The sequence below is a fragment of the Brenneria corticis genome, assembly GCF_003115855.1.
GTDB classification, from domain to species: Bacteria; Pseudomonadota; Gammaproteobacteria; order Enterobacterales; family Enterobacteriaceae; genus Brenneria; species Brenneria corticis.
The window spans coordinates 152057-173488 of the sequence record NZ_KZ819071.1 but is presented as its reverse complement, the minus strand read 5'-3'; the positions used below and the strand labels follow the sequence as shown (position 1 = coordinate 173488).

Below are 21432 nucleotides of genomic sequence, written 5' to 3'. Positions count from 1 at the left end.
GGGCATGACGGAGGGGTAAGGCATGGTGAATAAAAGTGTCTTGACCGCTGACGTTCAACACAGTATCTGCGGAAGCAGGAATCTTTCTGATATCAATGTATTAGCTGAAAGTAGATCCCCGCCTGCGCGAGGATGACGATGAAGATGAAGGGGTCGTCAGCAATCTGAACAGAGATACTCTCCGTTATTCACAGCTGCACAAAATGGCCGGGGGAGACCTCGCGGTAGCGCCGCGGCGGGGGGACGAAATCGGGGGGACGCACCGGGCTTTTCAGTTCATCGCTCATCGCGGCGCGCACCGGCCGGGTGTCGGGATCGGGGATCGGCACCGCCGCAATCAGGCGGCGGGTGTACTCATGCTGCGGGTTGTCGAAGATGGCGGCGCGCGGGCCGATCTCGACGATCTCCCCGAGATACATCACCGCCACGCGGTGGCTTATGCGCTCCACCACCGCCATATCATGGGAAATAAACAGGAAAGCGAGCCCCAGCCGCTGCTGTAAATCCAGCATCAGATTGATCACCTGGGCCTTGACGGACACGTCAAGCGCCGATACCGACTCGTCGGCGATAATCACCTTCGGCTCCAGCGCCAGCGCTCTGGCGATGCATACCCGCTGCCGCTGCCCGCCGGAAAACTGATGCGGGAAACGCTCGGCCATCCAGCCGGGCAGCCCCACCTGTTCCAGCAGGGCCGCGACCCGCGCGCGCACGGTTTTCGCCTCGGCCAGCCCGTGAACCAGCATCGGTTCGGCAATGGCGTCGCCGACGCGCATTCTCGGGTTAAGGCTTTCGTAAGGGTCCTGAAACACCATCTGGATCTGCCGCCGGCGGTCGGACAGGTGACGTTTATCCGCGTGCAGGATATCCTGCCCGGCAACCAGAATTTCCCCGCTGCTGGCCTCGGTCAGCCGGATGATCGACCGCCCGGTGGTGGATTTTCCGCAGCCCGACTCCCCCACCAGCGACAGCGTTTCGCCGGGGCGCAGATCGAAAGAGACGTTTTCCACCGCGTGCACCCGCCCGGACAGCCGGCGGAAAAAACCGGCGCGGATATCAAAGCGGGTCACCAGGTTTTTCACCGCCAGTACCGGCTGGTCGCCGCCAACGGTATCGACCGTCCGCGGTATCGGCTGCGCCTCGCCGGTCTGGCGATCCACCAGCGGGAAACGCTGCGGCAGGTCGCTGCCCGACATGGCCCCCAGCCGAGGAACGGCGGACAGCAACATGCGGGTGTAAGGATGTTGCGGATGATGAAAAATTTCTCTGGTGGCGGCGTTTTCCACCATTTCGCCCTGATACATCACCAGCGTGCGATCGGACACTTCGGCCACCACGCCCATATCATGGGTGATAAACAGCACCGACATCCCCTCTTCTTCCTGAAGGGTTTTAATCAGCGTCAGTATCTGCGCCTGAATGGTGACGTCCAGCGCCGTGGTCGGCTCATCGGCGATCAGCAGCTGCGGATTACAGGCCAGCGCGATGGCGATCACCACCCGCTGCCGCATGCCGCCGGAAAAACTTTGCGGATACTCATTCAGACGCGAGCGGGCGCCGGGAATGCGCACTTTTTCCAGCAGGCGAATCGCCTCGGCCCGCGCCTGCGCCCTGTTCATTCCCCGGTGGCGGCGCAGCACCTCGGTAATCTGGTAGCCAATCGGCAGTACCGGATTAAGGCTGGTCATCGGCTCCTGAAAAATCATCCCGATGCGGTTGCCGCGAATCGCCTGCATCTCCCGTGGGGAGAGGGAGAGCAGCTCCGCGTCGCCGAAATGGATCGCCCCGCTCACCCGGCTTTGTCCGGCGGGCAGCAGGCGCATGATGGATTTCGCCATCACGCTTTTCCCCGAGCCGGACTCTCCCACCACGGCGACGGTCTCTCGCGCGCCGATGGTGAAAGAGAGATCGCGCACCACGTTCATCCACTCGCCCTTCTCCTGAAAGGCGGTGGTCAAATGCGATACCGACATAATTGGCGACGTCATGTTGTACCCCTTAGTTCCTCGGATTGAGGATATCGCGCAGCGCATCCCCAACCAGATTGATCGCCACAATCAGCAGCAGCAGCGTCAGCCCCGGGAAGAAACTGATCCAGTAATCGCCCGACATCAGGTATTCAAAGCCGTTGGCGATCAGCAATCCCAGCGACGGCTCGGTCACCGGCAGGCCGATGCCCAGAAACGAGAGCGTCGCCTCCAGCATGATGGCGTAGGCGATGCGCATCGTCGCCACCACGATCAGAGGCGCCAGACAATTCGGTAAAATATGGCGAAATAAAATCCTCCGGCTGGATAAGGCCATGCTGGCGGCGGCGTCCACGTAGCTGCGCCGCCGCTCGACCAGCGCCGAACCGCGGATAGTGCGCGCGTAGTAGGCCCACTGGGTCACCACCAGCGCCAAAATGATTTTATCGACGCCCTGCCCCAGCACCGCCAGCAGGATCAGGGCGATCAGGATCGGCGGGAAGCTGAGCTGAATATCGACGATGCGCATAATCACCGCGTCGGTTTTTCCGCCGACATAGGCGCCGATCAGCCCCAGCGAGGCGCCAATCAGCAGGGCGAACAGCGCGCTGGAAAAACCGACCATCAGGCTGATGCGAGTGCCGTAGAGAATGGCGCTGAACAGATCGCGCCCCTGATCGTCGGTTCCCAGCCAATAGTGCATGCCGCCGAGGCTGTCGGAGCCCGGCGCCAGCCGCCCGTCCATGATATCGAGCTGCATCAGATCGTAGGGATTTTGCGGCGAGAGCAGCGGGGCAAACAGCGCCAGCAGAATAAAGACGCTCAGCAGAATCAGCCCGCACAGCGCCAGCCGGTCTTTGACCAGCGCGATCATGACCTGCGTAAAGGCGGCGCGGCTTTTCTCCTGACCGGCCGACCGTTGATGCACGGTATTGCCTGACATCAGTTATTCCCTCCCAGCCGCACGCGCGGGTCAACCAGCACGTACAGCAGGTCGACCAGCAGGTTAATCACGCTGAACATCACCACGGTAATCATCAGATAGGCCAGAATGACCGGGCGGTCCAGCACGGCGATAGAATCGATAATCAGCTTGCCCATGCCCGGCCAGGCGTAGATGGTTTCCGTCACCACGGCAAACGCGATAAGCGAGCCCAACTCCAGACCGATAACGGTAATCAGCGGGATCAGGGTGTTGCGCAGCACGTGCACCAGCACAATGCGGGTTTCCGACAGCCCTTTCGACCGCGCGAACTGCACGTAATCCTGTTGCAGGCACTCAATAACGCCGGCGCGCATCAGGCGAATAATCAACGAGATTTTAAACAGCGCCAGGTTGAAGGCGGGCAGGATCAGGTGGGCAAGGCCATCGCGGGTCAGAAAGCTAAAGGGGATGCCGAACAGGTCGTCGGTGTGGCCGCGGCCGGAGGCGGGGAGCCAGCCCAGCTTGACGCTGAACAGCATGATCATCACCAGGCCGATCCAGAAGGTGGGCAAACTGAAACCGAAGATGGAAAACGTCATAATCGACTTCGATGCCGCGCTGTCCGGCCGCAATCCGGCATAGATCCCCAGCGGAATGCCCAGCGCCAGCGCGATGACGAACGCCGTCATCGCCAGCTCCAGCGTGGCGGGCATACGCTGAAAAATCAGCGTCAGGGCGGGCTGGTTAAAGATAAAGGATTTCCCCATATCGCCCTGCAACGCGTTCCAGACAAACAGTCCGTACTGTTCCCACACCGGCTTGTCCAAACCGAACGACTGGATCACCGCCAGCCTTTCGGCGGGCGTCGCCGTCGCCCCCAGCAGCATATCCACCGGATTGCCCACCAGATAAACCCCCACAAACACCAGCACCGACATGACGATCAGCGTCAATAGCGTCTGTCCGATACGGCTTAGCAGGTAGGCAATCATCAACTGTCCTCAGAACCGTAGCGGCTCAGGTAGTCGGCAAGCAGCGACAGGAAACCCTGTTCGTCAATATCCCGCATCACCAGCGCGTTGGCGGGCTGACCGAGCTTATGATAAAAATCGGCGAACACATAGCCCGCCGTACGGCCGGACACTTCCACCCCGACGGTGGCGCTGACGCCGCTGAACAGCTCCGGATTGAGCAGCCACGCCACCACGGTGGCGTCGTGAATGGGGCCGCCTTCCCGGCCGAAACGCGCCACCTCATTGCGATCGAAGCGAGCCAACAGCGCCGCCAGCGCGACGCCGGGCGCACCGCCGCGGCGGGCGAGGTCATCGACCTGATGCCGCTGAATCAGCGCCTGAAAGGTCATATCCAGCGGCATAATCACCACGGGTACGCCGGACGAAAAAACAATCTCCGCCGCGTGGGGATCGGCATAAACGTTAAAATCCGCCCAGGGAACGCGGTTGCCCAATGCGCTAAAGGCGCCGCTCATGCTCACAATCTGTTTGACGCCGCGCGCCACGTCCGGGTGATGACGCAACGCCAGCGCCAGATTGGTCATCGGCCCCAGCGCGCAAATGGTGATGGGGTTGTTTTCCGCCGCGGCCTGGCGCGCCGTACGCACCAGAAAATCAACGGCGTGCTCCCGCTGCGGCGGCAAGGTCGTCTCCGGCACCAGCTCATGGGCAAAGGCGCCGATATGGGCATATTTGCCGTATACCTGTTCGCGCACCAGCGGCCCTGGCGCGCCGGCGTAAACCGGCACGTCGGCTCTGCCGGTCAACCCCACCACCTTGCAGGCATTGACCAGGGTGTCTTCAAGCGGCACGTTGCCGGCCACGGCGGTGATGCCCAGAACGTCCAGTTCCGGCGCCGCCAGCGCCAGCCAGATGGCGATGGCGTCATCCACGCCGGGGTCGGTATCAATAATAATACGCTGTCTGGCCATGTCAGGCGTTCTCTTTATAGCGGTTCAGCAGGTTGGAAAACAGACCGAAAACGCCGGCGGCGTCCACGCCGGTCACCACGTCCACGTTGGGCGTCCTGGCGGTCTTGCCGTACCAGTCGGCGACGGTCTGCCCCATGCAGAGCTCGCTTTCATGCTCAATATAGACGCTCGCCTTTTCGCTGCGGAAATAGTCCGGCGCCAGCACCCAGGCAATCACCAGCGGGTCGTGCAGCGGGCCGCCGCGGGAACCGTAGCGGCGAATATCGTTGCGGTCCCAGAACGCCATCAACTCCCCCAGCGGGGCTGAAATCCGCCCGGCAAGCGCGATAAAGCGCGCGACGTGATCCGGCGTCAGGATCACCTGATGCGTGGCGTCCAGCGGCAGGGCGACTATGGCGATCGATGAAGAGAACACCACATGGGCGGCGTGCGGATCGGCCAGCATATTGAACTCCGACGTCAGGCTGCGGTTGCCCGCTTCCCGGTAGGCCCCGCCCATCATCACGATGCGCTCGATGCCGGCGGCAATCGACGGTTTCATCAGCAGCGCCGTCGCCAGATTGGTTAACGGCCCCAGCGTACACAGGGTAAGCGGCCTGCCGGCGGCGGCGGCTTTTTCACACTGCTCGATGATAAAACTCACCGCATGCTGCGCTTCGGCCCGCTTTTGCGGGCTGGGCAAAACCGTGTTCCCCAGGCCGCTTTCGCCATGAAACTGACCGTGCAGCGGCTGGCGGAACAGAGGACGATGACAGCCCGCATAGACCGGAATATCCGTCCGTCGGCCCAGTTCGGTAATCTGCAAGGCGTTGCGCACCGTGCGCTCCAGCGGCTGATTGCCGCACACCGCGCAAATACCCAGAATATCCAGCTCAGGCGCGACAAAGGCGCTCAACAGCGCGATGGCGTCGTCAATACCCGGATCGCAATCAATAATAATCGGTACGGCGCTCATCCGACGTTGGTTCCTTTCTTTTCCTGGTGTTTTTTATTTTACGCGTTTAGCGCGTCAACGGACGCCAGTACCGCGGCGATCTCTTGGCGCGCCCGCTCATCCAGCGGCTGCTGCGGAGGCAAAGGTTCCCCCACCTCGAAGCCCTGCAATTGCAGCGCCGTTTTAATGCAGCCGGCAATGGAATAGCGGGCGAAGATTTCATTGATGCGCCACAGCGGACGCTGGAGAGTCATCGCCGTTTCCCAGTCGCCCGCGCGGGCGGCCTCGTACAGGGCAATGCTTTGTTTGGGGACAATGCAGGCCGGGCCGGCCATCCAGCCGACGCCGCCAATCAGCATCACGCAGGCGGGAATATGGGCCGACGCGGAGAAGACCTCCATCCGGCCGCGGGTGCGTTCGATGATGGACAGTAAACGCCCGGTATTGGTGGAGGCGTCTTTGATATAGCGGATGTTCTCGACATGGCTCAGCCGTTCAATCACCGGCAGGCTGAGGTCGGAGCGCTGAAACTGGGGATTGGTGTAGAGCACCACCGGTTTGTTCCGCGCCGCGGCGGCGATGGCGCGGAAATAGCTCTCCACGCCGCTGTCCTGGAGCGGAAAATAGGCTTCCAGTACCGCGAGAATGCCGTCGGCGCCCAGCTCGCAGTAGCGCTGCGTCTGTTCCTGCGCATCCCGAATCGTGGTCGAGGCCACGCCGGCGATCACCGGCACGCGGCCGCGGGCGGTGTCGATCACCGTTCTGACCACCTCTTCCCGCTGTGCGGCGGAGAGATAGGCGAACTCGCCGGTGCTGCCCAGCGGCACCAGGCCGTGAACGCCGCGGCCGATAAGATGCTCCGTCAGCCGGGCCAATACCGCCCGGTCAACCTGACCGTCGGGCTTGACCGGCGATACCAGATAGGGAAAAACGCCGCTGAATGCACTCATGCCGGTCCTCTTTTTTAGCCGTCAGTTGGCGGAACGAACAAAATAGGGCAGCGTGTAGGCGTCGGAGCGGCCCACGTAGGTGTACTGCTTTTTCATCGCCCAGGTGTTGGACAGGAACATCACCGGAATCACTCCCAGCTCGTTCATACCGATGTCCATCGCCTGCGACAGCAGCTGTTCCCGTTTCGCCTCGTCCAGCGTGGCGCGCGCCTCGCTCAGCGCCTTATCAAAGTCGGCGTTGGAATAGCGGCCGCGGTTGCCCTGCCCGGCGTGGGGGCCGAAGGTTTCCAGCAGCGGACCGAGAACGCCGGAAGCTTCCCCGGTTTCAATGGCGGCGCCGCCCATAATCAGACTGAATTCAAGGCGGGAGGCGCGCGAGAAATAGACGCTGCCCGGCATGGTCACCACGTCGGTTTTAATGCCGACGCGAGTGAACATCTGGCCGACGGCCTGGGCAATTTTGGAATCATTGGGATAGCGATCGTTCGAGGCGTGGAAAGTCAGCGTAAAGCCGTTGGGGTAGCCCGCCGCCGCCAGTTCCTGCTTGGCTTTCTCCGGATTGTAAACCGGCGCGGGAATGGAGGCGGAATACCCGAAGTACCCCTGCGGCACAAGCTGGGAGGCCGCAACGGCCTGCCCGTCCATAACGCGATCGACGATTGCCTGGCGATTAAGAGCTAAAGACATCGCCTGGCGAACTTCTTTTTTTAATAATGGGTTTTTACCGTCAGGACCTTTGGCGAACGGTGAAACGTCTCTTTGTTGGTCCATATGCAGGTAAATAATACGATTCCCTGGTGTTGAAATCGTTTGTAACCGTTGGTTCTTTTTAATATTACTGCTGTCGGCTGTGGGAACGTTTTCAATCATGTCCACATCACCGGATAAAATGGCCGCTACCCGCGCGCTGCTGTTTTTAAATACGCGAACGGTGACTTTGTCCCATTCCGCCTTTCCTCCCCAGTAATCGTCATTGCGCTCCAGAACCACCCGGTCATCGGGCACCCAGGAGACAAACTTGAAAGGTCCGGTGCCGATCACCTCTTTCCCGGCGTTCAGCGTTTCCGTCGGCACATTTTCCAGACGGGCGGGTAAAATGGACACCCGGCTTAAATTATTCAACAGCAGCGGCGCCGGCGCTTTGGTGATAATCTGAATGGTTAACGGATTGATTTCCTTAACTTCAGCAATATCATTCACGTAAGGCGCGTAAGAGCTCGGGCTGTTTTTGGATGCCAGCGCAATCCGTTTGATACTGGCAATCACATCTTTGGCGCTAAAATCACTGCCGTCATGGAATTTCACGCCGGGGCGTAATGAAAACTCCCAGGTTTTATCGTCAATAATTTTCCACGACACGGCTAAAGCCGGCGCAATTTGCTGTTTTTCATCTTGTACAACCAGGCCGTCAAAAATATTACGCGCCATGGAACTATTTGCGCCGCCCACGTAAAACTGCGGATCCATCGACGTTGTGGATGTCGCCAGGCCGATATTCAAATCGGCGCCGTAAGCCAAAGACGACGAGCAAAATAAGGCGGTAACAAATAAAGCCAGCGCTGATTTTTTCATTCACTAAACCCTCAATTCCATGACTGATTAATGAAGCAATCGTAATGCCATTGAGTCTATGCGCTAGAGTGGATAATTAAAAATTGCATTTTGTGTTAAATTGATAACCAAATGTTATGTTTCGGAGCGGCACATGCGTATTAATCCACGGCAGGTTGAAGCCTTTCACAAAGTGATCCTCACCGGAGGGATTACGGCGGCCGCCAATATGATGCATATCACCCAGCCCGCGGTGAGCCGCCTGATCCGCGATTTTGAAGACGCGCTGAACCTGAAACTGTTTGATCGGGACGGGCGCGGCCTTATTCCCCGCGCCGAAGCGATGAAGCTTTACCGGGAAGTCGACCGGCTTTATATCGGGCTGGATCATATCGCCCTGATTGCCGATGAAATCCGCCACGCCAAAGGCAGCGTACTGCGCATTGCCGCCGTGCAGGCGCTGTCGCCGCTCTGCGCGGAGGAAATGCTGCCGGTCCTGATCGAGGAATTTCCTGATATCTCTTTGTTTTTAGACATAGAAAGCACCAGCCGCATTACCGATGCCATTATCGCCAACCAGTATGACGTCGGCTTTATTTTCGGTCAGATGAGCAGCAAAGGACTGGAAGCGGAACCGCTGGCCGACGCCAGCGCCGTCGCCGTATTGTCGATGACGCATCCGCTTGCCGGAGAGGAGCGGATCACCATTGCCGACTTAAACCGCTACCGCGCCATCCTTCCGGGCAGAACCACGCCGCTGCGGGCGCAAATCGATCTGTCGGTCAGAAAAGAGCTGGGGTATTTACACAATCCGATTGAAACCTCGATGGCGAACAGCTGTTCGCTGGCGGCGAAAAATATCGGCATCGGCGTGGTGGATTTCATTACCGCGTTAAATAGCCGCTCGCCGGTGATTGTTAAACCGTTTACGCCCGATATAAAAATGGCCTATTGCGCGGTTTACCCGCCGCAAATTCCCCGCAGCCGGTTGGTTAATCACCTTACGGAGGTGATGAAAGAAAAAATAACGGAATGTCTGGCGTTGAAATAACCGACTCGCTCCATCGGTTTTTGGGCGTGTTATATGCTTTTACGCTTTCCCTTAACGGGTTTTTCAGAAATTACTTTTCGCGCTAATAAATAACAGGTGAATAATTTAAGATGATTGCCGTATCTTAAAACAAGATAATTCTTATTAATTCTCTTTTTACCTACAGCTTATGAATCGGGTTAAACTCGCTAGTGATATTTTTCGGTATAGTTGAAAGGACTTTGACACATGCTAACGCAAGAACAGAAAAGCCAACAGATAGAAGAAGGCACACTACGTTTGATGACGTTAGGTGAGATATCAATGGCCCGTCAGGTATTTGGGAACGCTATTGTATACAGCCAAGTATGGGTCCATTGTGACAGCTATCTGCCATTTGGCTTGCAAGGTAAACACGTTGGTATGTCGCCTAATGGCGAGATTTATTTTCGCAAAGAAGAATTTTTAAAAGATTTCTCCCAAATAAGAGACTACTCAAGGCAGCACTTTTTTATTCATGAACTGGCTCATGTTTGGCAGCACCAACATGGGCAATGGGTACGACTCCGAGGCGCTTTTAGTTGGGCTGCGGACTACAGTTACAATCTGGATAAAAATAAAACCTTAACGAATTACTCACTGGAACAGCAAGCATCAATCATAGCAGATTATTGGCTATTAAAACGGTATGGCTATGAGGTCTGGATGTACGGTATAGGGCGTTTCGTTCGCTATATTGGTCCCCGAGATAAAAGTGTTAATTTAAAATATGAACAAGTATTGGCGAAATTTTTACGTCAGAGGTAGGCAATGAGACGGATCTTTATTGGATTATCAGCTTTACTGTTGGCTGGTTGCCCGTCATTAGGCGATCGTGCTCCTGTCGATTATCCGGCGCACGTCAGCATTCGTGATGGTGGAGTATGCGTTACTGTCATGCCCGAAGCAGATGAAAAATTAGAGGCGATTTCTATTTATAGATTGGATGAGACTGAAAAGAGAAAAATCACCTTTTTCGATACGTTACAGCCGATATCGCCCAATCAGTGTGTCCCAGCACAGGGATATGTTTTTACGGAAGGCCAGCAATATCACTTCTCCGCAAAGCTGACGTCAAAGAAAAAATCTGCGGCTGGAGATTTCCCATTCAGTCGCGAATTTATCACTGAATTTTCGTTGAAAAAGATTAACAACAACTTACATGTAGATGTCATCCCGAAAGATCGTTAATGGCATATACCTCTCTGGGGCATCGTCATCCTCTGCGCGGTGTCCCATTTCCGTCGTTCCCGAATACCACCGCAGGTTATCCCCGCAGCAGTGAATGCTGCCCCATAAATTGGAATATGTCACATCGGAGAATATTTCGTGCGCGATAAAGCCGCCATTTCTCTGTTACGTCATAGCACGCGCCCGACGCAGGGTGGTTCAAACGCCACCACCCTCCGGACCCGGGCTTGTGGCTGAAATCACGCCGCTAACGCGGTCCCTTCGGCGGTCGCCCCCTTTTCCGAACCGCCAGTGACGGAATACTCGTCTCATCCCTGAGACTCGCCCTACCGGGCCAGCGCAAGCGCTGTTCAAAAACGCTCCCGGCGTTTTTGTCCGACGCGGCACTGGCTTGCGCCGCGTCCTGCGGCGCATTCGCGGGGTCGCCCACCTCAGCGTAATTTCTTACGCCGTAGGGTGAACGGTGTAAATACGTATTTTTTATTTAATATCTAATAGGTTAAACACAAAAATATTAACAAGGTATTTTTCAGCGGAGCCCTGAGTGCCTACGCAGAATGACAGATTTGGATTCGCTATTACCAATGGCTACTTTGTCAGCGCTCTGAAATAAATAGCCATCGACGATGGCTATTCAGATCTGAACCTATAAACAACCGCTATCAATCATTAAGAACAAACTTTTCAATCGCGTACGCCACGCCATCTTCCATATTGGTTTTGGTGACGAACTGGCTGGCCGCTTTCACCGTGTCGATGGCGTTGCCCATCGCCACGCCAAGCCCGGCGTAATCGATCATCGCCAGGTCGTTTTCCTGGTCGCCCAGCGTCATCACGCTCTCGCGGGGAATATTGAGATGCTCGGCCAGCATTTTCACGCCCTGGCCCTTATTGCCCCGCTTATTCAGAATTTCCAGATAGTATTCGGCGCTCCTCAGGATGGTATAACGTTCATACGCTTGCGGCGGGATCTGGCTTATCGCCCGGTCCAGCAGCGACGGCTCGTCGATCATCATCACCTTCGGGAAGGTCAGGCTGCGATCCATCTCCTCCACCGTCCGGTATTTCAACGGCATACCGGTTAAATGCGCTTCATGCACGGTATAAGCGCTGATGTCTTTATTCGCGGTGTAGAGAAAATTGAAGTCCAGCGCGTGGAAATGAACCTGGAGCTTACGCGACAGCGCCTCAAGGTAGAGGTAGTCATCAAAGCTGAGCGTGGCTTGCTCTACCACGTCGCCGTTCACGGTACGCTGCACCAGCGCCCCGTTGTTGGTTACGCAGTAGCAGCTTTCCTGCTGTAAATCCAGCTCTTGCAGGTAACGCTCCACGCCAATAAACGGGCGGCCGGTGGCCAGCACCACCTGAACGCCTTTTTCTCTGGCGGCGGCGATAGCGGCTTTCACCGCCGGTGAAATTTGGTTTTGGGGCGTCAACAGCGTCCCATCCATATCGATAGCAATCAGTTTAATAGACATAATTTTTCCAGCGGCACACAATTATTTTCATGCTAACGCGATTCAGCGCAAAAGAGCCAGTGAAATGCGGTACGCCGACGCGTATCGCATCATATTTTAATTTTACGCGACCAGCATCAGCGTCAACCTGTTGTTACAGGTCGGCGCCGTGGCTGGCAATCACCCGCTGATACCAGCTAAAGCTCTTCTTCTTCGAACGCCGCAGCGTGCCGCTGCCGTCATCATGCTTGTCGACATAGATAAAGCCATAGCGCTTGCTGTACTGTCCGGTGGTAAAAGAGACGCAGTCGATACATCCCCATGGCGTATAGCCGATCAAATCCACCCCGTCTTCCAGCACGGCTTTTTTCATTTGCTCAATATGCGCCCGCAGATAATCGATACGGTAATCGTCATGGATCTGCCCGTCTTCTTCCAGGTGATCAACCGCGCCGAAGCCGTTCTCAACGATAAACATCGGTTTTTGATAACGCTCGTAGAAACTGTTCAGCGTATAGCGCAGGCCCACCGGGTCAATCTGCCAGCCCCACTCCGACGCATTCAGGTACGGATTTTTCACGCTGCCGTTAAAGCCGGCGATGGCATCGCCGCTGGTCTGATCTCTGGCGGCATACTGTACGGCGTTGCTCATGTAATAGCTAAAGCCAAGATAGTCCGCGCAGCCTTCCCGCAGGATCTGCTCGTCTCCCGGCTGCATCTCGATCCGGTAACCCTTGGCGGCCCACTCCTTCAGGATATACGCCGGGTAATAACCGCGCAGCTGCACGTCCCCGCACAGATGGCGTTCACGCATCGCCTCCTGGGCGAACATCACGTCATCCGGGTTGCAGGACCACGGATAAAGCGGCACCAGCGCCAGCATGCAGCCGATTTTAAATTCGGGATTGATTTCATGACCGCGCTTCACCACGGCGGCGCTGGCGACGAACTGGTGGTGCAGCGTCTGGTACATCGCCTGCTCGGGATTGACGTGCTCGGTAAAGATCACCCCGGAACAGCAGTAGCCGAACAGCGGATAGCGCCAGTTGCGCTGGTTGTTGATCTCGTTGAACGTCATCCAGTATTTCACTTTCGACCGATAACGCCGCATCACCACGTCGCTGTAGCGCACAAAAAAATCCACCACCCGGCGGTTCAGCCAGCCGCCATACTTTTTGACCAGATGGTGCGGCATCTCGAAGTGGGAGAGCGTAATCACCGGCTCAATATTGTATTTCAGCAGTTCGTCAAACAGGTCGTCATAAAATTGCAGCCCCGCTTCATTCGGCTCCTGTTCATCGCCATTGGGGAAAATTCGCGTCCAGGCGATGGAGGTGCGGAAGCATTTAAACCCCATCTCCGCGAACAGCGCGATATCCTGTTTATAATGGGAATAAAACTCCACCGCCTGATGATTGGGGTAGCTGAAACCGGGCTGCACCCCGTCGGTTATTACCCGGTCCACGCCGTGCGCCCCGCCGGAAAGCACGTCGCAAATGCTGACGCCCTTGCCGCCCTGATCCCACCCCCCTTCAACCTGATGCGCCGCTACCGCGCCGCCCCACAAAAAGTCTTTCGGTAATTGCACAACGGACATCTCATTTCCTTTTCTGCGTTTGATAAAATAAACCGGCGGTCGCCGCCGTTAATCCGAACGGCATGCGTCAAGCGCCGCGATCTCTTTATGTAAATAAATCAGCTCTTCCACCAGTTCGCGACACAGAATGGCGTTCATCAGGTGATCCTGCGCATGGACCAGAATCAGGGTGATGGGAATTTTTCCGCTGCCCTCATCCGCCCCGATAAGCGCGGTCTGAACCTGATGGGCTTTACGCGCGGCGGCGGAGGCGGCGGCCAGCAGCGCGTCCGCCTCGCCCCACGCCCGTTTTCTGGCGGCGTCCAGAGCCTCCATGGCGTTGGAACGGGCTTCTCCGGCATAAATAATCAGTTCCATTACCGTGTTTTCATCAACCACCATCAGCAACCCCCTCGGTTTTCACCGTCTCTTTTTCCTGCGCTAACAGTTGACGTTCATACATTTTGAAGAAAGGGTAGTAAATCACCGCCGACACTATAATCAGCAACCCCACCAGCACTACGGCGCGCCAATCCCAGCCGGTGGACCAGGCGGCGCCTATCGGCCCCGGCGTCGTCCAGGGCGCCAGGGATACCACGCGATTGACCAGATCGGTTCTGGTCGCCACATAGGCGATGACCGCATTGACCAGCGGCGCGGTAATGAACGGTACAAACAATAACGGGTTCATCACCACCGGAGAGCCGAAAATGACCGGTTCATTAATATTGAACATGCCGGGCACCACGGACAGTTTGCCAATCGCCCGCAGATGCGCGGAACGGCTGCGCAGATAGAGCAAGACCAGTCCCATGGTCGAGCCGGAGCCCCCTACCACGATAAAGAACTGCCAGAACGGCTCGATAAAGATATGGATAATCGGTGCGCCCGCATTCAGCGCCTGCTGGTTAAGCCCCAGATTGGTCAGCCAGAACGCCTGGAGAATGCCGCTGACAATCACCGCGCCGTGGATGCCGGCAAACCACAGCAGATGGCACAACAGCACGGCGATCAAAATGGCGGGAAGCGAATCCGTGGCGGAGAGAACCGGCGCAAAGATCGCCATAATCGCCTGCGGCAGCAGCATGGCGAACTGACTCTGAATCAGCAGGCTGAGCGGGAACAGCGTCAGGAAAACCGCCAGGATGGGAATCAACAGATCAAAAGACTGACGGATCTTCGGCGGCACCTGTTCCGGCAGGCGGATACCGATGTTGCGTTGCTGCAAAAAGCGCATTAACTCCGTGGCGTAGAGCGCAACCAGAATGGCGGTAAAAATCCCTTCCCCCCCCAGCGCCCCCACCGGTAAACCGCCGCCCGTCTGCGGCGCCGCCACCACCAGAAACGACATCAGCGCTAAACTGGCCGCCATAAAGCCATTCATTTTGTAGCTTTGCGCCAGATTATAGGCAATGCCGCCGGCGATATAGAGCGCCATAATCCCCATGGTCATATTGTAGGGCATCATGATCTGTTCGCTATGGCGTTCCACCATTGCCAGCCACCACTGCGCGAACGCCCACTGGCTGTCGGCGCTGAACGGCGGATGGGCGAATAGCAGCATAAAGGAGCCGACAATCAAAAATGGCATGGCCGCGATAAATCCATCTTTAATTGCCGTTACGTGGCGCTGAGCGGAAAGTTTGACGGCAATCGGGCTGATACGGTTTTCAATTACGCTGAATAATGATTCGCTAAATGTGCTCATTATTATTTCCCGTAATTTATCCGATCATCGCCAGCGCGGCGCTGAGTACCTTCTCGCCGTTCATCATGCCGTAATCGATGGTATTGATAACGGCGACGGGCTTGTTTTGCTCATCGGCAATGGCTTTGAACTCCGCCAGCTTGTACTTGATCTGCGGCCCGAGCAGGCAGCAGTCATACCCGGAAATAACTTCATTAAATTCATCAAAACCAACGGCTTTTATCTCAACGGCGATCCCTTTTTCCCGCGCGGCCCTTTCCATGCGCTGGACCAACATGCTGGTGGACATGCCCGCAGCGCAACAGAGTAGAATCTTATTCATCCCGCACCTCGCCGTTTGTTTTTTTTATTATTCAAGCAACGCAACCCTTAATATGCAACCGGTTTCATTTTAATTTTCCCGTTTTTTGAAGGGGATCATAAACAGATTCGATGGGTAATAAAAAAACGCCGGGAGCGTTTTTCAACGTCGCCTGCGACGGCCTGGAAGGTGGCGGGCAGGACGCCCGCCATAAAAAACTTCCTTGTACCTTGTTTAACGACTATAAAAAACCGATCTGTTTATCCTTATAATAAACAGGGGAAGCAGGAAACCGTTTCAGTCTGACTTGGCGAATTGAGAAAACAGAATGACAACCATGCTCGATGTGGCGAAAAAAGCAGGCGTATCAAAGGCGACGGTATCACGCGTACTGACGGGCAATAATTACGTCAGCAAAACCACCCGAGATCGGGTGTTCAGGGCGATAGAGGAAATGGGCTACCGGCCGAACCTGCTGGCGCGCAACCTCGCCACCCGCAAATCGCAAAGCATCGGTCTGGTGGTCACCAACACGCTATATAACGGCCCCTACTTCAGCGAACTGCTGTTTCAGACCGCCACCATGACGGAAAAGCACGGACGACAGTTAATTCTCGCCGACGGCAAACACAGTGCGCAAGAGGAGCGGCAGGCCATTCAGTTTCTGCTCGATTTACGCTGCGACGCCGTCATTATCTACCCGCGCTTTCTGTCCATCGCCGAACTGGAAACCATTATCGGCCAGCACCAACAGCCCATTATGGTGATCAACCGTAAACTGAATCAGCATGCGGAAAACGGTATCTGCGCCGACCACCAGCAGCACTGCTTTGATGCGGTGAGCTACCTGATTGACCAGGGCCATCGGGACATCGCCTTTATCAGCGGTTCGCCGGGATCGCCGACCGGGGAGAGCCGCCTGGCGGGCTACCGGCAGGCGCTGGCGGCCCGGGGGATTGCATTTAATCCCGCGCTGGTGGCGCCGGGAGACTGGGGGCCGGAAAGCGGTTACGCCGCCGCGACGCTGCTGCACCGGCGCGGCGCCGCCTTCAGCGCGCTGGTCGCCAGCAATGACGATATGGCCATCGGCGCGGCAAAAGCGTTTCGCGAGCGCGGCATAGCCATACCGCGGGACGTTTCTCTGCTGGGCTTCGACGACCTGCCCATGGCCTCCTGGTTTAACCCCGCGTTGACCACCGTACATGTTCCCGTCGCCGAAATGATAAACAGCACCCTTGAAAAGCTGCTCAGCCGGCTGGAGGGGGAAACCGCCCGCCCGGCGCCGGCATTTAAAGGCCGACTGATCGTCCGTGAGTCGGTCGGTAAAGGCCCCGCCGCATTACGGAAATCCCGACAACGCTGAACGGGTAAGTAACTAATTGATTAAAATCAATTAAATTGTGCCGTTTGCACGTATATCACAGGGGATATACCTATATGCCTACTAATAAATCGTTACCCGTACAGCCAGGTCATCAATCAATCATCCATAAAAAAGAAAACTCGGCACACGCATGCTGATGCTCCTTACCGGCGTTACCGCCATTGCCCTCGGCTTCACGCTTACCTTCGGTATTCTGATCTGGCAGTCCGGCCAGCAGCAGGCCATCGCCGAGCAATACCTGAAACAGACCGCTTACACCAATATTGCGATTCCTTTCGATCGTCCCCGGCGTTTAACCGATCCGGAAGCCGCGAAGCCGAAAGCCCAAATCGAAGATCTGCTGGAAGTTTGACGCGCCCTTCATCGCGTTCAGACAGATTTGACGCTGTAGCGCTCTTGTGGGATGGCAGCGATCAAACGGTAAGCGCCCTTAAGTCGACATCTTTTTTTCAGTGATCAACTGCGCCACACTGCCGCTGTCTACCATAAACACAGAGGCGCAATCATGAACTCTCAACAGCGGGCCGACTAATGGCGCGAACAGATCACCGTCTGGCAAGCATCCGGTCTCTCTGGCCAGGTTTTCTGTCAACAACAGCAACTGACATATCACCAGTTTGTCTACTGGCGGCAAAAAAATCGCACTCCCGAAGACCGCATTTCACCCGGCTTTGCCAAAGTCGCCGCCACCGTACAGGCCAATTCTGCCGAACTGACGCTCTCATTGCCCAACGGCCAGCCGATGGTGCGGTTCGAGTATGACCCGAGCCGGTCGCGTTCCCGTGCGCCTTTTGGCGGGATTCACGGGTATTTTGCAAACCGATGGTTATGCCGGTTATGACGCAGTGTGCCGTGAGAACCGCCTGGTGCGTATCGGCTGCTGGGATCATGCCCGACAAGCGGGCAAAGCGGCGCCCAGGGGAGAGAAGGCTCAGAAAGGCAAACCCACGAAAGCGGATGTGCCGCTGGGGTACATCGGTAAACTGTATGGAATTGAACGACGCCTACAGGGACTCGGTGAAACGGATAAATATCAGGCTCGTCAGCAATACAGCCTGCCGTTGCTTGATGCGTTCAAAACCTGGCTGGAGCAGAATGTCGACAAGATGACGAAAGGCTCGCTGACGCGTCAGGCCATGGAGTACACACTCAACCACTGGGCCTCATTGACAGGTTATTGCGAGCATGGGCATGTAAACATCAGCAATGCGTTGGCGGAAAATGCGATCCGCCCGTTTGCGGTCGGTCGCAAGGCGTGGCTGTTTGCAGACAGTTCACAGGGTGCCAGCGCCAGTGCCGGGTGTTATTCCTTAATCGAGACGGCGAAGGCCAATCAGTTGGAGCCCATGCCCTATATTCAGTATGTGCTGGACCACATCGGCGAAGTGGATACGCAAGAGAAACTCGACGAGTTATTGCCCTGGAATGTGGACCTTGTCCCTTTTTCAAAAAATGTACCGCAGTATGGATAGGACAAATACGTCGATTTGACGGCGTTTACGAAAGAAATAGCAGAGTCATGGCGGACAGAAGTAAATTCCGACGGACGCCTGTTCTCTGCGAATATCTCACGTTCATTACTTCATCCTTTCACAATGTTTTATCAGAAATGGGTCTGAGCGATTCTCTCTGCGCTGCGGCAGGTCAGCGGACCCTATCACTCGCCATAAATTAAATAAAATGCATTTTAGTGATAAGTTAATATGCAAAAAGAAAATAATTAGTGTCTGGTCGTCAAATTAACATCGTGGGGACAGGGGGGAAAGAACGAAAGAGAGGAAAGGGCGCATAGCGAACTGTCGCGCTTCGGGCCAAACGCCGTATCCGGCCGCCGAACAACCCGTTCATGCCAGGTTAGAACGGCATGGGATGCTGCTTAAAGGTCGCATCGATGCGTCGGCGGGTTTCTTCCGATAACGACGTCTGTACGGCATCAAGCGAACTCTTCAGTTGATCGATGCTGGTGGCCCCGACGATGGGTATGGCCGGAAAATGGCGCGACATGACGAACGCAACGGCAAACGTGACGGGATGCAGGTTGAGTTCGTCCGCCAGCCCGACCCAGGCACCTATCGCCGGCCACACGTTCGGCGTACACCGTCCGCCTAGATTCGTATTCACCTTGCGTCGCGAATGGGGCGGCACAACGTCGGCGCGATGCTTGCCGCTCAACAACCCCTGCGCCGAGGGAGAATAAGCCAGCAGCGTGATACTTTCATTCACCGCCAGCTCCGCCAGATCGCTGTCGAAATAGCGGCAAAGCAGCGAATACTCATTTTGAATAGCGACGGGCCGCGGTCCGATTCCCTGCTCGGCCAAACGCAGCCACTGCGCCATGCCCCAACTCGATTCGTTCGACAAGCCAAACTCGCGTATTTTCCCTGCTCGCCGGAGTTCCGCCAGAGCGTGCAGGCAGTCGGCCATGCTATCAATAATGGCGTCTTTATCGTTCGTGGGGGTGAACCCCCAAATATTACGAAAGTGATAGTGATTGCGATTAGGAACGTGTAGCTGGTAAAGGTCGATATAATCCGTTTTTAACCGCGCTAACGAGGCATCCACGGTTTGATAAAGAATTTTGCCGGTTATGGGCGCGCCCTGGCGCAGCCCAATCTGACCGCGTCCGGTGGCCTTGGTGGCAATCACATACTTTTCGCGCTGTTTTTTTGACAACCAGTCGCCGATGATACTTTCCGTTACCCCTGCCGTTTCAGCCTGCACCAGATTGACGGGATATAATTCAGCGGTATCAATGAAATTAACGCCGCGCTCCGTTGCATAATCGAGCTGCGCATGCCCTTCCCTCGCCGTATTTTGCCTACCCCAGGTCATCGAGCCCAGACAAATGGCCGAAACGTCAGGACCCGTACGCCCTAGCTTTATTTTTTTCATCAAAACTCCGAATTCAAACAAATAATCTCAGTGAACGATTTTCAAATCCGCTACGATTTTTTTGCGCAGATCCGAGCGGTTTATTTCCGGCGTGTTGGGGTAAATATTCAGCAATTTCCCGGGTCTGCCCAATACGATTATCTCATCGCTTAAATTCAACGCTTCATCGATAGAGTGCGTGACATGCAGAACCGTTTTACGGCCATTTTTAGCGATGGTTTTAAAATCATGACGAAGGCTATCGCCTGTCGCTTCGTCTAAATGGCCGAACGCCTCGTCAGCCAGCAGGATGTCAGGATTGCTGATAAGCGCTCGCGCAATCGCAACGCGCTGACGCATGCCGCCGGACAGTTCACTCGGTCGGGCGTGCTCAAATCCTTTAAGGCCGAATTGATGAAGCAATGTAATTGCCTGCTGCTGATGCGCAACAGATTTCAATCCGAGTATTTCGCCGGGCAGCAGGACGTTATCTATCGCCGAGCGCCACGGTAGCAAGCGATCACCCTGAAATACGCAGCCGATTCTGCCTTTAAGAATCTGAAATTCTTTATACGGATCGCTGCCGAATACAGAGATGTCCCCCCGATCGGGACTGAGTAATCCCAGCAGCAAATTAATCAAAGTCGATTTCCCGCAGCCTGAACGGCCTAATACGCATACGTAATCGCCCTGTCGGACGGTAAATGAGAGATGGCGTATCGCGGTTGTTGGATGGCCGTTCTGATTAAAATCTTTGCCTACGCCATTAAATACCATCGCATTCGTCATGGTTACCCCTTGCTTCCACGCGCGCGCAGCATTTTATTTTCAAAAATTTTCAACAGGTTGTCGCAAACTAAAATCCAAAACACTAAGACGACCGTCCATGCCAATACCTGATCCATAAGAAACTGCTCTTCAGCGATCCTGAGCTGATAGCCAACGCCGCTGACGCCGCCGAGCAGCTCGGCAAAAACAACCACGCGTGCGCCGGTGCCAATATTGACGCGCAGGCCGGTCACCAGATTCGGCAGAATGGAAGGCAATAGCAATTTGAATATCAGCTGTAATCTGGTCGGACGCCAGGCCCTGACCATTTCCCACAGATCGGTGGGAATGGCGCGCACACCATCGCGAGAAAGGTAATAAAGACTGGGTAATGTGCTGATAAAAACGATAAACACATTTCTGATTTCGACGTCTTTAAACCAGATAATTGAAAATATTATCCAACACAGACTGGGCACGCCCTGCTTAATCTGAATGAGCGGCGACAGAAAATGGTCTACCGGCGCATAAAGTCCGGCCAGAATGCCTGCTGCCGAGCAGACGATAAATGAAAAAATCACCGCGACGAGAATACGTGCATAGGTCAACAGCGTGGTATGAATAAGCACGTCGTCATGGAACATCTGTATGAACCGGACCGCCACCTCCGTTAGCGAAGGGAATAGAATGGGAGGCAAATACTGTGCGGCTGTCTCCCAAACGACAATCAGTAGAATGATGGCGATGAACCCTTCATATCGTCTTTTTACCCGCCGTTTTTTTGGCGGTTCGATATGAACTGACTCCGTCTGCGTGTGATCCATTTTTCTAACCT

Annotated in this window: 21 protein-coding genes and 1 pseudogene; 7 read left to right on the top strand and 15 right to left on the bottom strand. The window is 55.7% G+C overall.

Annotation, left to right across the window (positions count from 1 at the left end):
* Nucleotides 1–188 precede the first annotated feature (188 nt).
* Genes DDT56_RS00870 through DDT56_RS00840 form a run of 7 tightly spaced genes read right to left on the bottom strand, consistent with a single transcriptional unit; the run spans nt 189 to nt 8293 of the window.
* Entirely contained in the window at nt 189–1988 is a 1800-nt protein-coding gene (locus DDT56_RS00870) for an ABC transporter ATP-binding protein (protein WP_136164626.1), read from the bottom strand.
* A 10-nt stretch (nt 1989–1998) separates the two neighbouring features.
* Complete coding sequence (locus tag DDT56_RS00865; protein WP_136164625.1) at nt 1999–2910, bottom strand: ABC transporter permease; 912 nt, start codon at nt 2908–2910, stop codon at nt 1999–2001.
* Nucleotides 2910–3884, bottom strand: a complete 975-nt coding sequence (locus DDT56_RS00860; protein ID WP_136164624.1) for an ABC transporter permease — start codon at nt 3882–3884, stop codon at nt 2910–2912. Before DDT56_RS00860 ends, DDT56_RS00865 begins: the two co-directional genes overlap by 1 nt.
* Nucleotides 3884–4837, bottom strand: coding sequence for a nucleoside hydrolase (locus DDT56_RS00855; protein WP_136164623.1), 954 nt, complete (start codon nt 4835–4837; stop codon nt 3884–3886). Before DDT56_RS00855 ends, DDT56_RS00860 begins: the two co-directional genes overlap by 1 nt.
* Before the next feature lies 1 nt (nt 4838).
* Complete coding sequence (locus DDT56_RS00850; protein ID WP_136164622.1) at nt 4839–5792, bottom strand: nucleoside hydrolase; 954 nt, start codon at nt 5790–5792, stop codon at nt 4839–4841.
* 38 nt (nt 5793–5830) lie between these two features.
* Nucleotides 5831–6721, bottom strand: coding sequence for a dihydrodipicolinate synthase family protein (locus DDT56_RS00845; RefSeq protein WP_136164621.1), 891 nt, complete (start codon nt 6719–6721; stop codon nt 5831–5833).
* A 21-nt stretch (nt 6722–6742) separates the two neighbouring features.
* A complete protein-coding gene (locus DDT56_RS00840; RefSeq protein WP_136164620.1) occupies nt 6743–8293 on the bottom strand; it encodes an ABC transporter substrate-binding protein in 1551 nt (516 codons plus the stop codon).
* 133 nt (nt 8294–8426) lie between these two features.
* Between DDT56_RS00840 and DDT56_RS00835 the strand changes: the two genes are divergently transcribed.
* The 3 genes from DDT56_RS00835 (at nt 8427) to DDT56_RS00825 (ending at nt 10532) form a co-directional block, all read left to right on the top strand.
* The gene (locus DDT56_RS00835; protein ID WP_136164619.1) at nt 8427–9323 is read left to right on the top strand and encodes a LysR family transcriptional regulator; all 897 of its coding nucleotides are present in this window, start codon (nt 8427–8429) and stop codon (nt 9321–9323) included.
* A gap of 228 nt (nt 9324–9551) precedes the next feature.
* Complete coding sequence (locus tag DDT56_RS00830) at nt 9552–10109, top strand: type IV secretion protein Rhs (protein ID WP_136164618.1); 558 nt, start codon at nt 9552–9554, stop codon at nt 10107–10109.
* 3 nt (nt 10110–10112) lie between these two features.
* Nucleotides 10113–10532, top strand: a complete 420-nt coding sequence (locus DDT56_RS00825) for a putative T6SS immunity periplasmic lipoprotein (RefSeq protein ID WP_136164617.1) — start codon at nt 10113–10115, stop codon at nt 10530–10532.
* Nucleotides 10533–11194: 662 nt separating this feature from the next.
* Here the strand turns inward: DDT56_RS00825 and yidA are convergent.
* From yidA to DDT56_RS00795, 5 genes are all read right to left on the bottom strand, one after another.
* The gene (gene yidA / locus DDT56_RS00815; RefSeq protein WP_136164615.1) at nt 11195–12010 is read right to left on the bottom strand and encodes a sugar-phosphatase; all 816 of its coding nucleotides are present in this window, start codon (nt 12008–12010) and stop codon (nt 11195–11197) included.
* 133 nt (nt 12011–12143) lie between these two features.
* Complete coding sequence (locus tag DDT56_RS00810) at nt 12144–13586, bottom strand: 6-phospho-beta-glucosidase (protein ID WP_136164614.1); 1443 nt, start codon at nt 13584–13586, stop codon at nt 12144–12146.
* A gap of 48 nt (nt 13587–13634) precedes the next feature.
* Entirely contained in the window at nt 13635–13967 is a 333-nt protein-coding gene (locus DDT56_RS00805) for a PTS lactose/cellobiose transporter subunit IIA (RefSeq protein ID WP_136164613.1), read from the bottom strand.
* Nucleotides 13957–15273 (bottom strand): PTS sugar transporter subunit IIC, encoded by a 1317-nt coding sequence (locus tag DDT56_RS00800; RefSeq protein WP_136164612.1) that lies wholly within the window; start codon nt 15271–15273, stop codon nt 13957–13959. The genes DDT56_RS00805 and DDT56_RS00800 overlap by 11 nt, the downstream gene beginning before the upstream one ends.
* Nucleotides 15274–15289: 16 nt before the next feature.
* On the bottom strand, nt 15290–15595 hold the full coding sequence (locus tag DDT56_RS00795) for a PTS sugar transporter subunit IIB (protein WP_136164611.1): 306 nt from the start codon (nt 15593–15595) through the stop codon (nt 15290–15292).
* A 307-nt stretch (nt 15596–15902) separates the two neighbouring features.
* On the opposite strand from DDT56_RS00795, the gene DDT56_RS00790 reads away from it, so the two are divergent.
* The 4 genes and pseudogenes from DDT56_RS00790 to tnpC all read left to right on the top strand — a co-directional run.
* Nucleotides 15903–16937, top strand: coding sequence for a LacI family DNA-binding transcriptional regulator (locus tag DDT56_RS00790; protein ID WP_136164610.1), 1035 nt, complete (start codon nt 15903–15905; stop codon nt 16935–16937).
* Nucleotides 16938–17088: 151 nt separating this feature from the next.
* Entirely contained in the window at nt 17089–17310 is a 222-nt protein-coding gene (locus tag DDT56_RS00785; protein WP_136164609.1) for a hypothetical protein, read from the top strand.
* Between the two features lie 192 nt (nt 17311–17502).
* A complete protein-coding gene (gene tnpA / locus DDT56_RS25110; RefSeq protein ID WP_417903680.1) occupies nt 17503–17799 on the top strand; it encodes an IS66 family insertion sequence element accessory protein TnpA in 297 nt (98 codons plus the stop codon).
* Nucleotides 17720–18430 (top strand): annotated as a pseudogene (gene tnpC, locus DDT56_RS00780) (IS66 family transposase); the annotation flags it as partial. The gene tnpA and the pseudogene tnpC, both read left to right, overlap by 80 nt.
* Nucleotides 18431–18812: 382 nt before the next feature.
* Here tnpC and DDT56_RS00775 read toward each other — a convergent pair.
* The 3 genes from DDT56_RS00775 to DDT56_RS00765 are packed head-to-tail and all read right to left on the bottom strand — an operon-like array spanning nt 18813 to nt 21421.
* Nucleotides 18813–19850, bottom strand: coding sequence for an aldo/keto reductase (locus tag DDT56_RS00775; protein ID WP_136164607.1), 1038 nt, complete (start codon nt 19848–19850; stop codon nt 18813–18815).
* A gap of 27 nt (nt 19851–19877) precedes the next feature.
* The gene (locus tag DDT56_RS00770) at nt 19878–20618 is read right to left on the bottom strand and encodes an ABC transporter ATP-binding protein (RefSeq protein ID WP_136164606.1); all 741 of its coding nucleotides are present in this window, start codon (nt 20616–20618) and stop codon (nt 19878–19880) included.
* 2 nt (nt 20619–20620) lie between these two features.
* The gene (locus tag DDT56_RS00765) at nt 20621–21421 is read right to left on the bottom strand and encodes an ABC transporter permease (RefSeq protein ID WP_136164605.1); all 801 of its coding nucleotides are present in this window, start codon (nt 21419–21421) and stop codon (nt 20621–20623) included.
* Nucleotides 21422–21432 lie beyond the last annotated feature (11 nt).

Excerpts from the sequence above, each read along its gene's own strand:
- DDT56_RS00805 (WP_136164613.1), bottom strand. The coding sequence starts at position 13,967 with ATGGTGGTTGATGAAAACACGGTAATGGAACTGATTATTTATGCCGGA.
- DDT56_RS00785 (WP_136164609.1), top strand. The coding sequence starts at position 17,089 with ATGCTGATGCTCCTTACCGGCGTTACCGCCATTGCCCTCGGCTTCACG.
- DDT56_RS00835 (WP_136164619.1), top strand. The coding sequence starts at position 8,427 with ATGCGTATTAATCCACGGCAGGTTGAAGCCTTTCACAAAGTGATCCTC.
- DDT56_RS00855 (WP_136164623.1), bottom strand. The coding sequence starts at position 4,837 with ATGGCCAGACAGCGTATTATTATTGATACCGACCCCGGCGTGGATGAC.
- DDT56_RS00845 (WP_136164621.1), bottom strand. The coding sequence starts at position 6,721 with ATGAGTGCATTCAGCGGCGTTTTTCCCTATCTGGTATCGCCGGTCAAG.
- DDT56_RS00865 (WP_136164625.1), bottom strand. The coding sequence starts at position 2,910 with ATGTCAGGCAATACCGTGCATCAACGGTCGGCCGGTCAGGAGAAAAGC.
- DDT56_RS00810 (WP_136164614.1), bottom strand. The coding sequence starts at position 13,586 with ATGTCCGTTGTGCAATTACCGAAAGACTTTTTGTGGGGCGGCGCGGTA.
- DDT56_RS00800 (WP_136164612.1), bottom strand. The coding sequence starts at position 15,273 with ATGAGCACATTTAGCGAATCATTATTCAGCGTAATTGAAAACCGTATC.
- DDT56_RS00840 (WP_136164620.1), bottom strand. The coding sequence starts at position 8,293 with ATGAAAAAATCAGCGCTGGCTTTATTTGTTACCGCCTTATTTTGCTCG.
- DDT56_RS00830 (WP_136164618.1), top strand. The coding sequence starts at position 9,552 with ATGCTAACGCAAGAACAGAAAAGCCAACAGATAGAAGAAGGCACACTA.
- DDT56_RS00850 (WP_136164622.1), bottom strand. The coding sequence starts at position 5,792 with ATGAGCGCCGTACCGATTATTATTGATTGCGATCCGGGTATTGACGAC.
- DDT56_RS00770 (WP_136164606.1), bottom strand. The coding sequence starts at position 20,618 with ATGACGAATGCGATGGTATTTAATGGCGTAGGCAAAGATTTTAATCAG.
- DDT56_RS00860 (WP_136164624.1), bottom strand. The coding sequence starts at position 3,884 with ATGATTGCCTACCTGCTAAGCCGTATCGGACAGACGCTATTGACGCTG.
- DDT56_RS00795 (WP_136164611.1), bottom strand. The coding sequence starts at position 15,595 with ATGAATAAGATTCTACTCTGTTGCGCTGCGGGCATGTCCACCAGCATG.
- DDT56_RS00870 (WP_136164626.1), bottom strand. The coding sequence starts at position 1,988 with ATGACGTCGCCAATTATGTCGGTATCGCATTTGACCACCGCCTTTCAG.
- DDT56_RS00790 (WP_136164610.1), top strand. The coding sequence starts at position 15,903 with ATGACAACCATGCTCGATGTGGCGAAAAAAGCAGGCGTATCAAAGGCG.
- DDT56_RS00825 (WP_136164617.1), top strand. The coding sequence starts at position 10,113 with ATGAGACGGATCTTTATTGGATTATCAGCTTTACTGTTGGCTGGTTGC.
- DDT56_RS00765 (WP_136164605.1), bottom strand. The coding sequence starts at position 21,421 with ATGGATCACACGCAGACGGAGTCAGTTCATATCGAACCGCCAAAAAAA.
- yidA (WP_136164615.1), bottom strand. The coding sequence starts at position 12,010 with ATGTCTATTAAACTGATTGCTATCGATATGGATGGGACGCTGTTGACG.
- DDT56_RS00775 (WP_136164607.1), bottom strand. The coding sequence starts at position 19,850 with ATGAAAAAAATAAAGCTAGGGCGTACGGGTCCTGACGTTTCGGCCATT.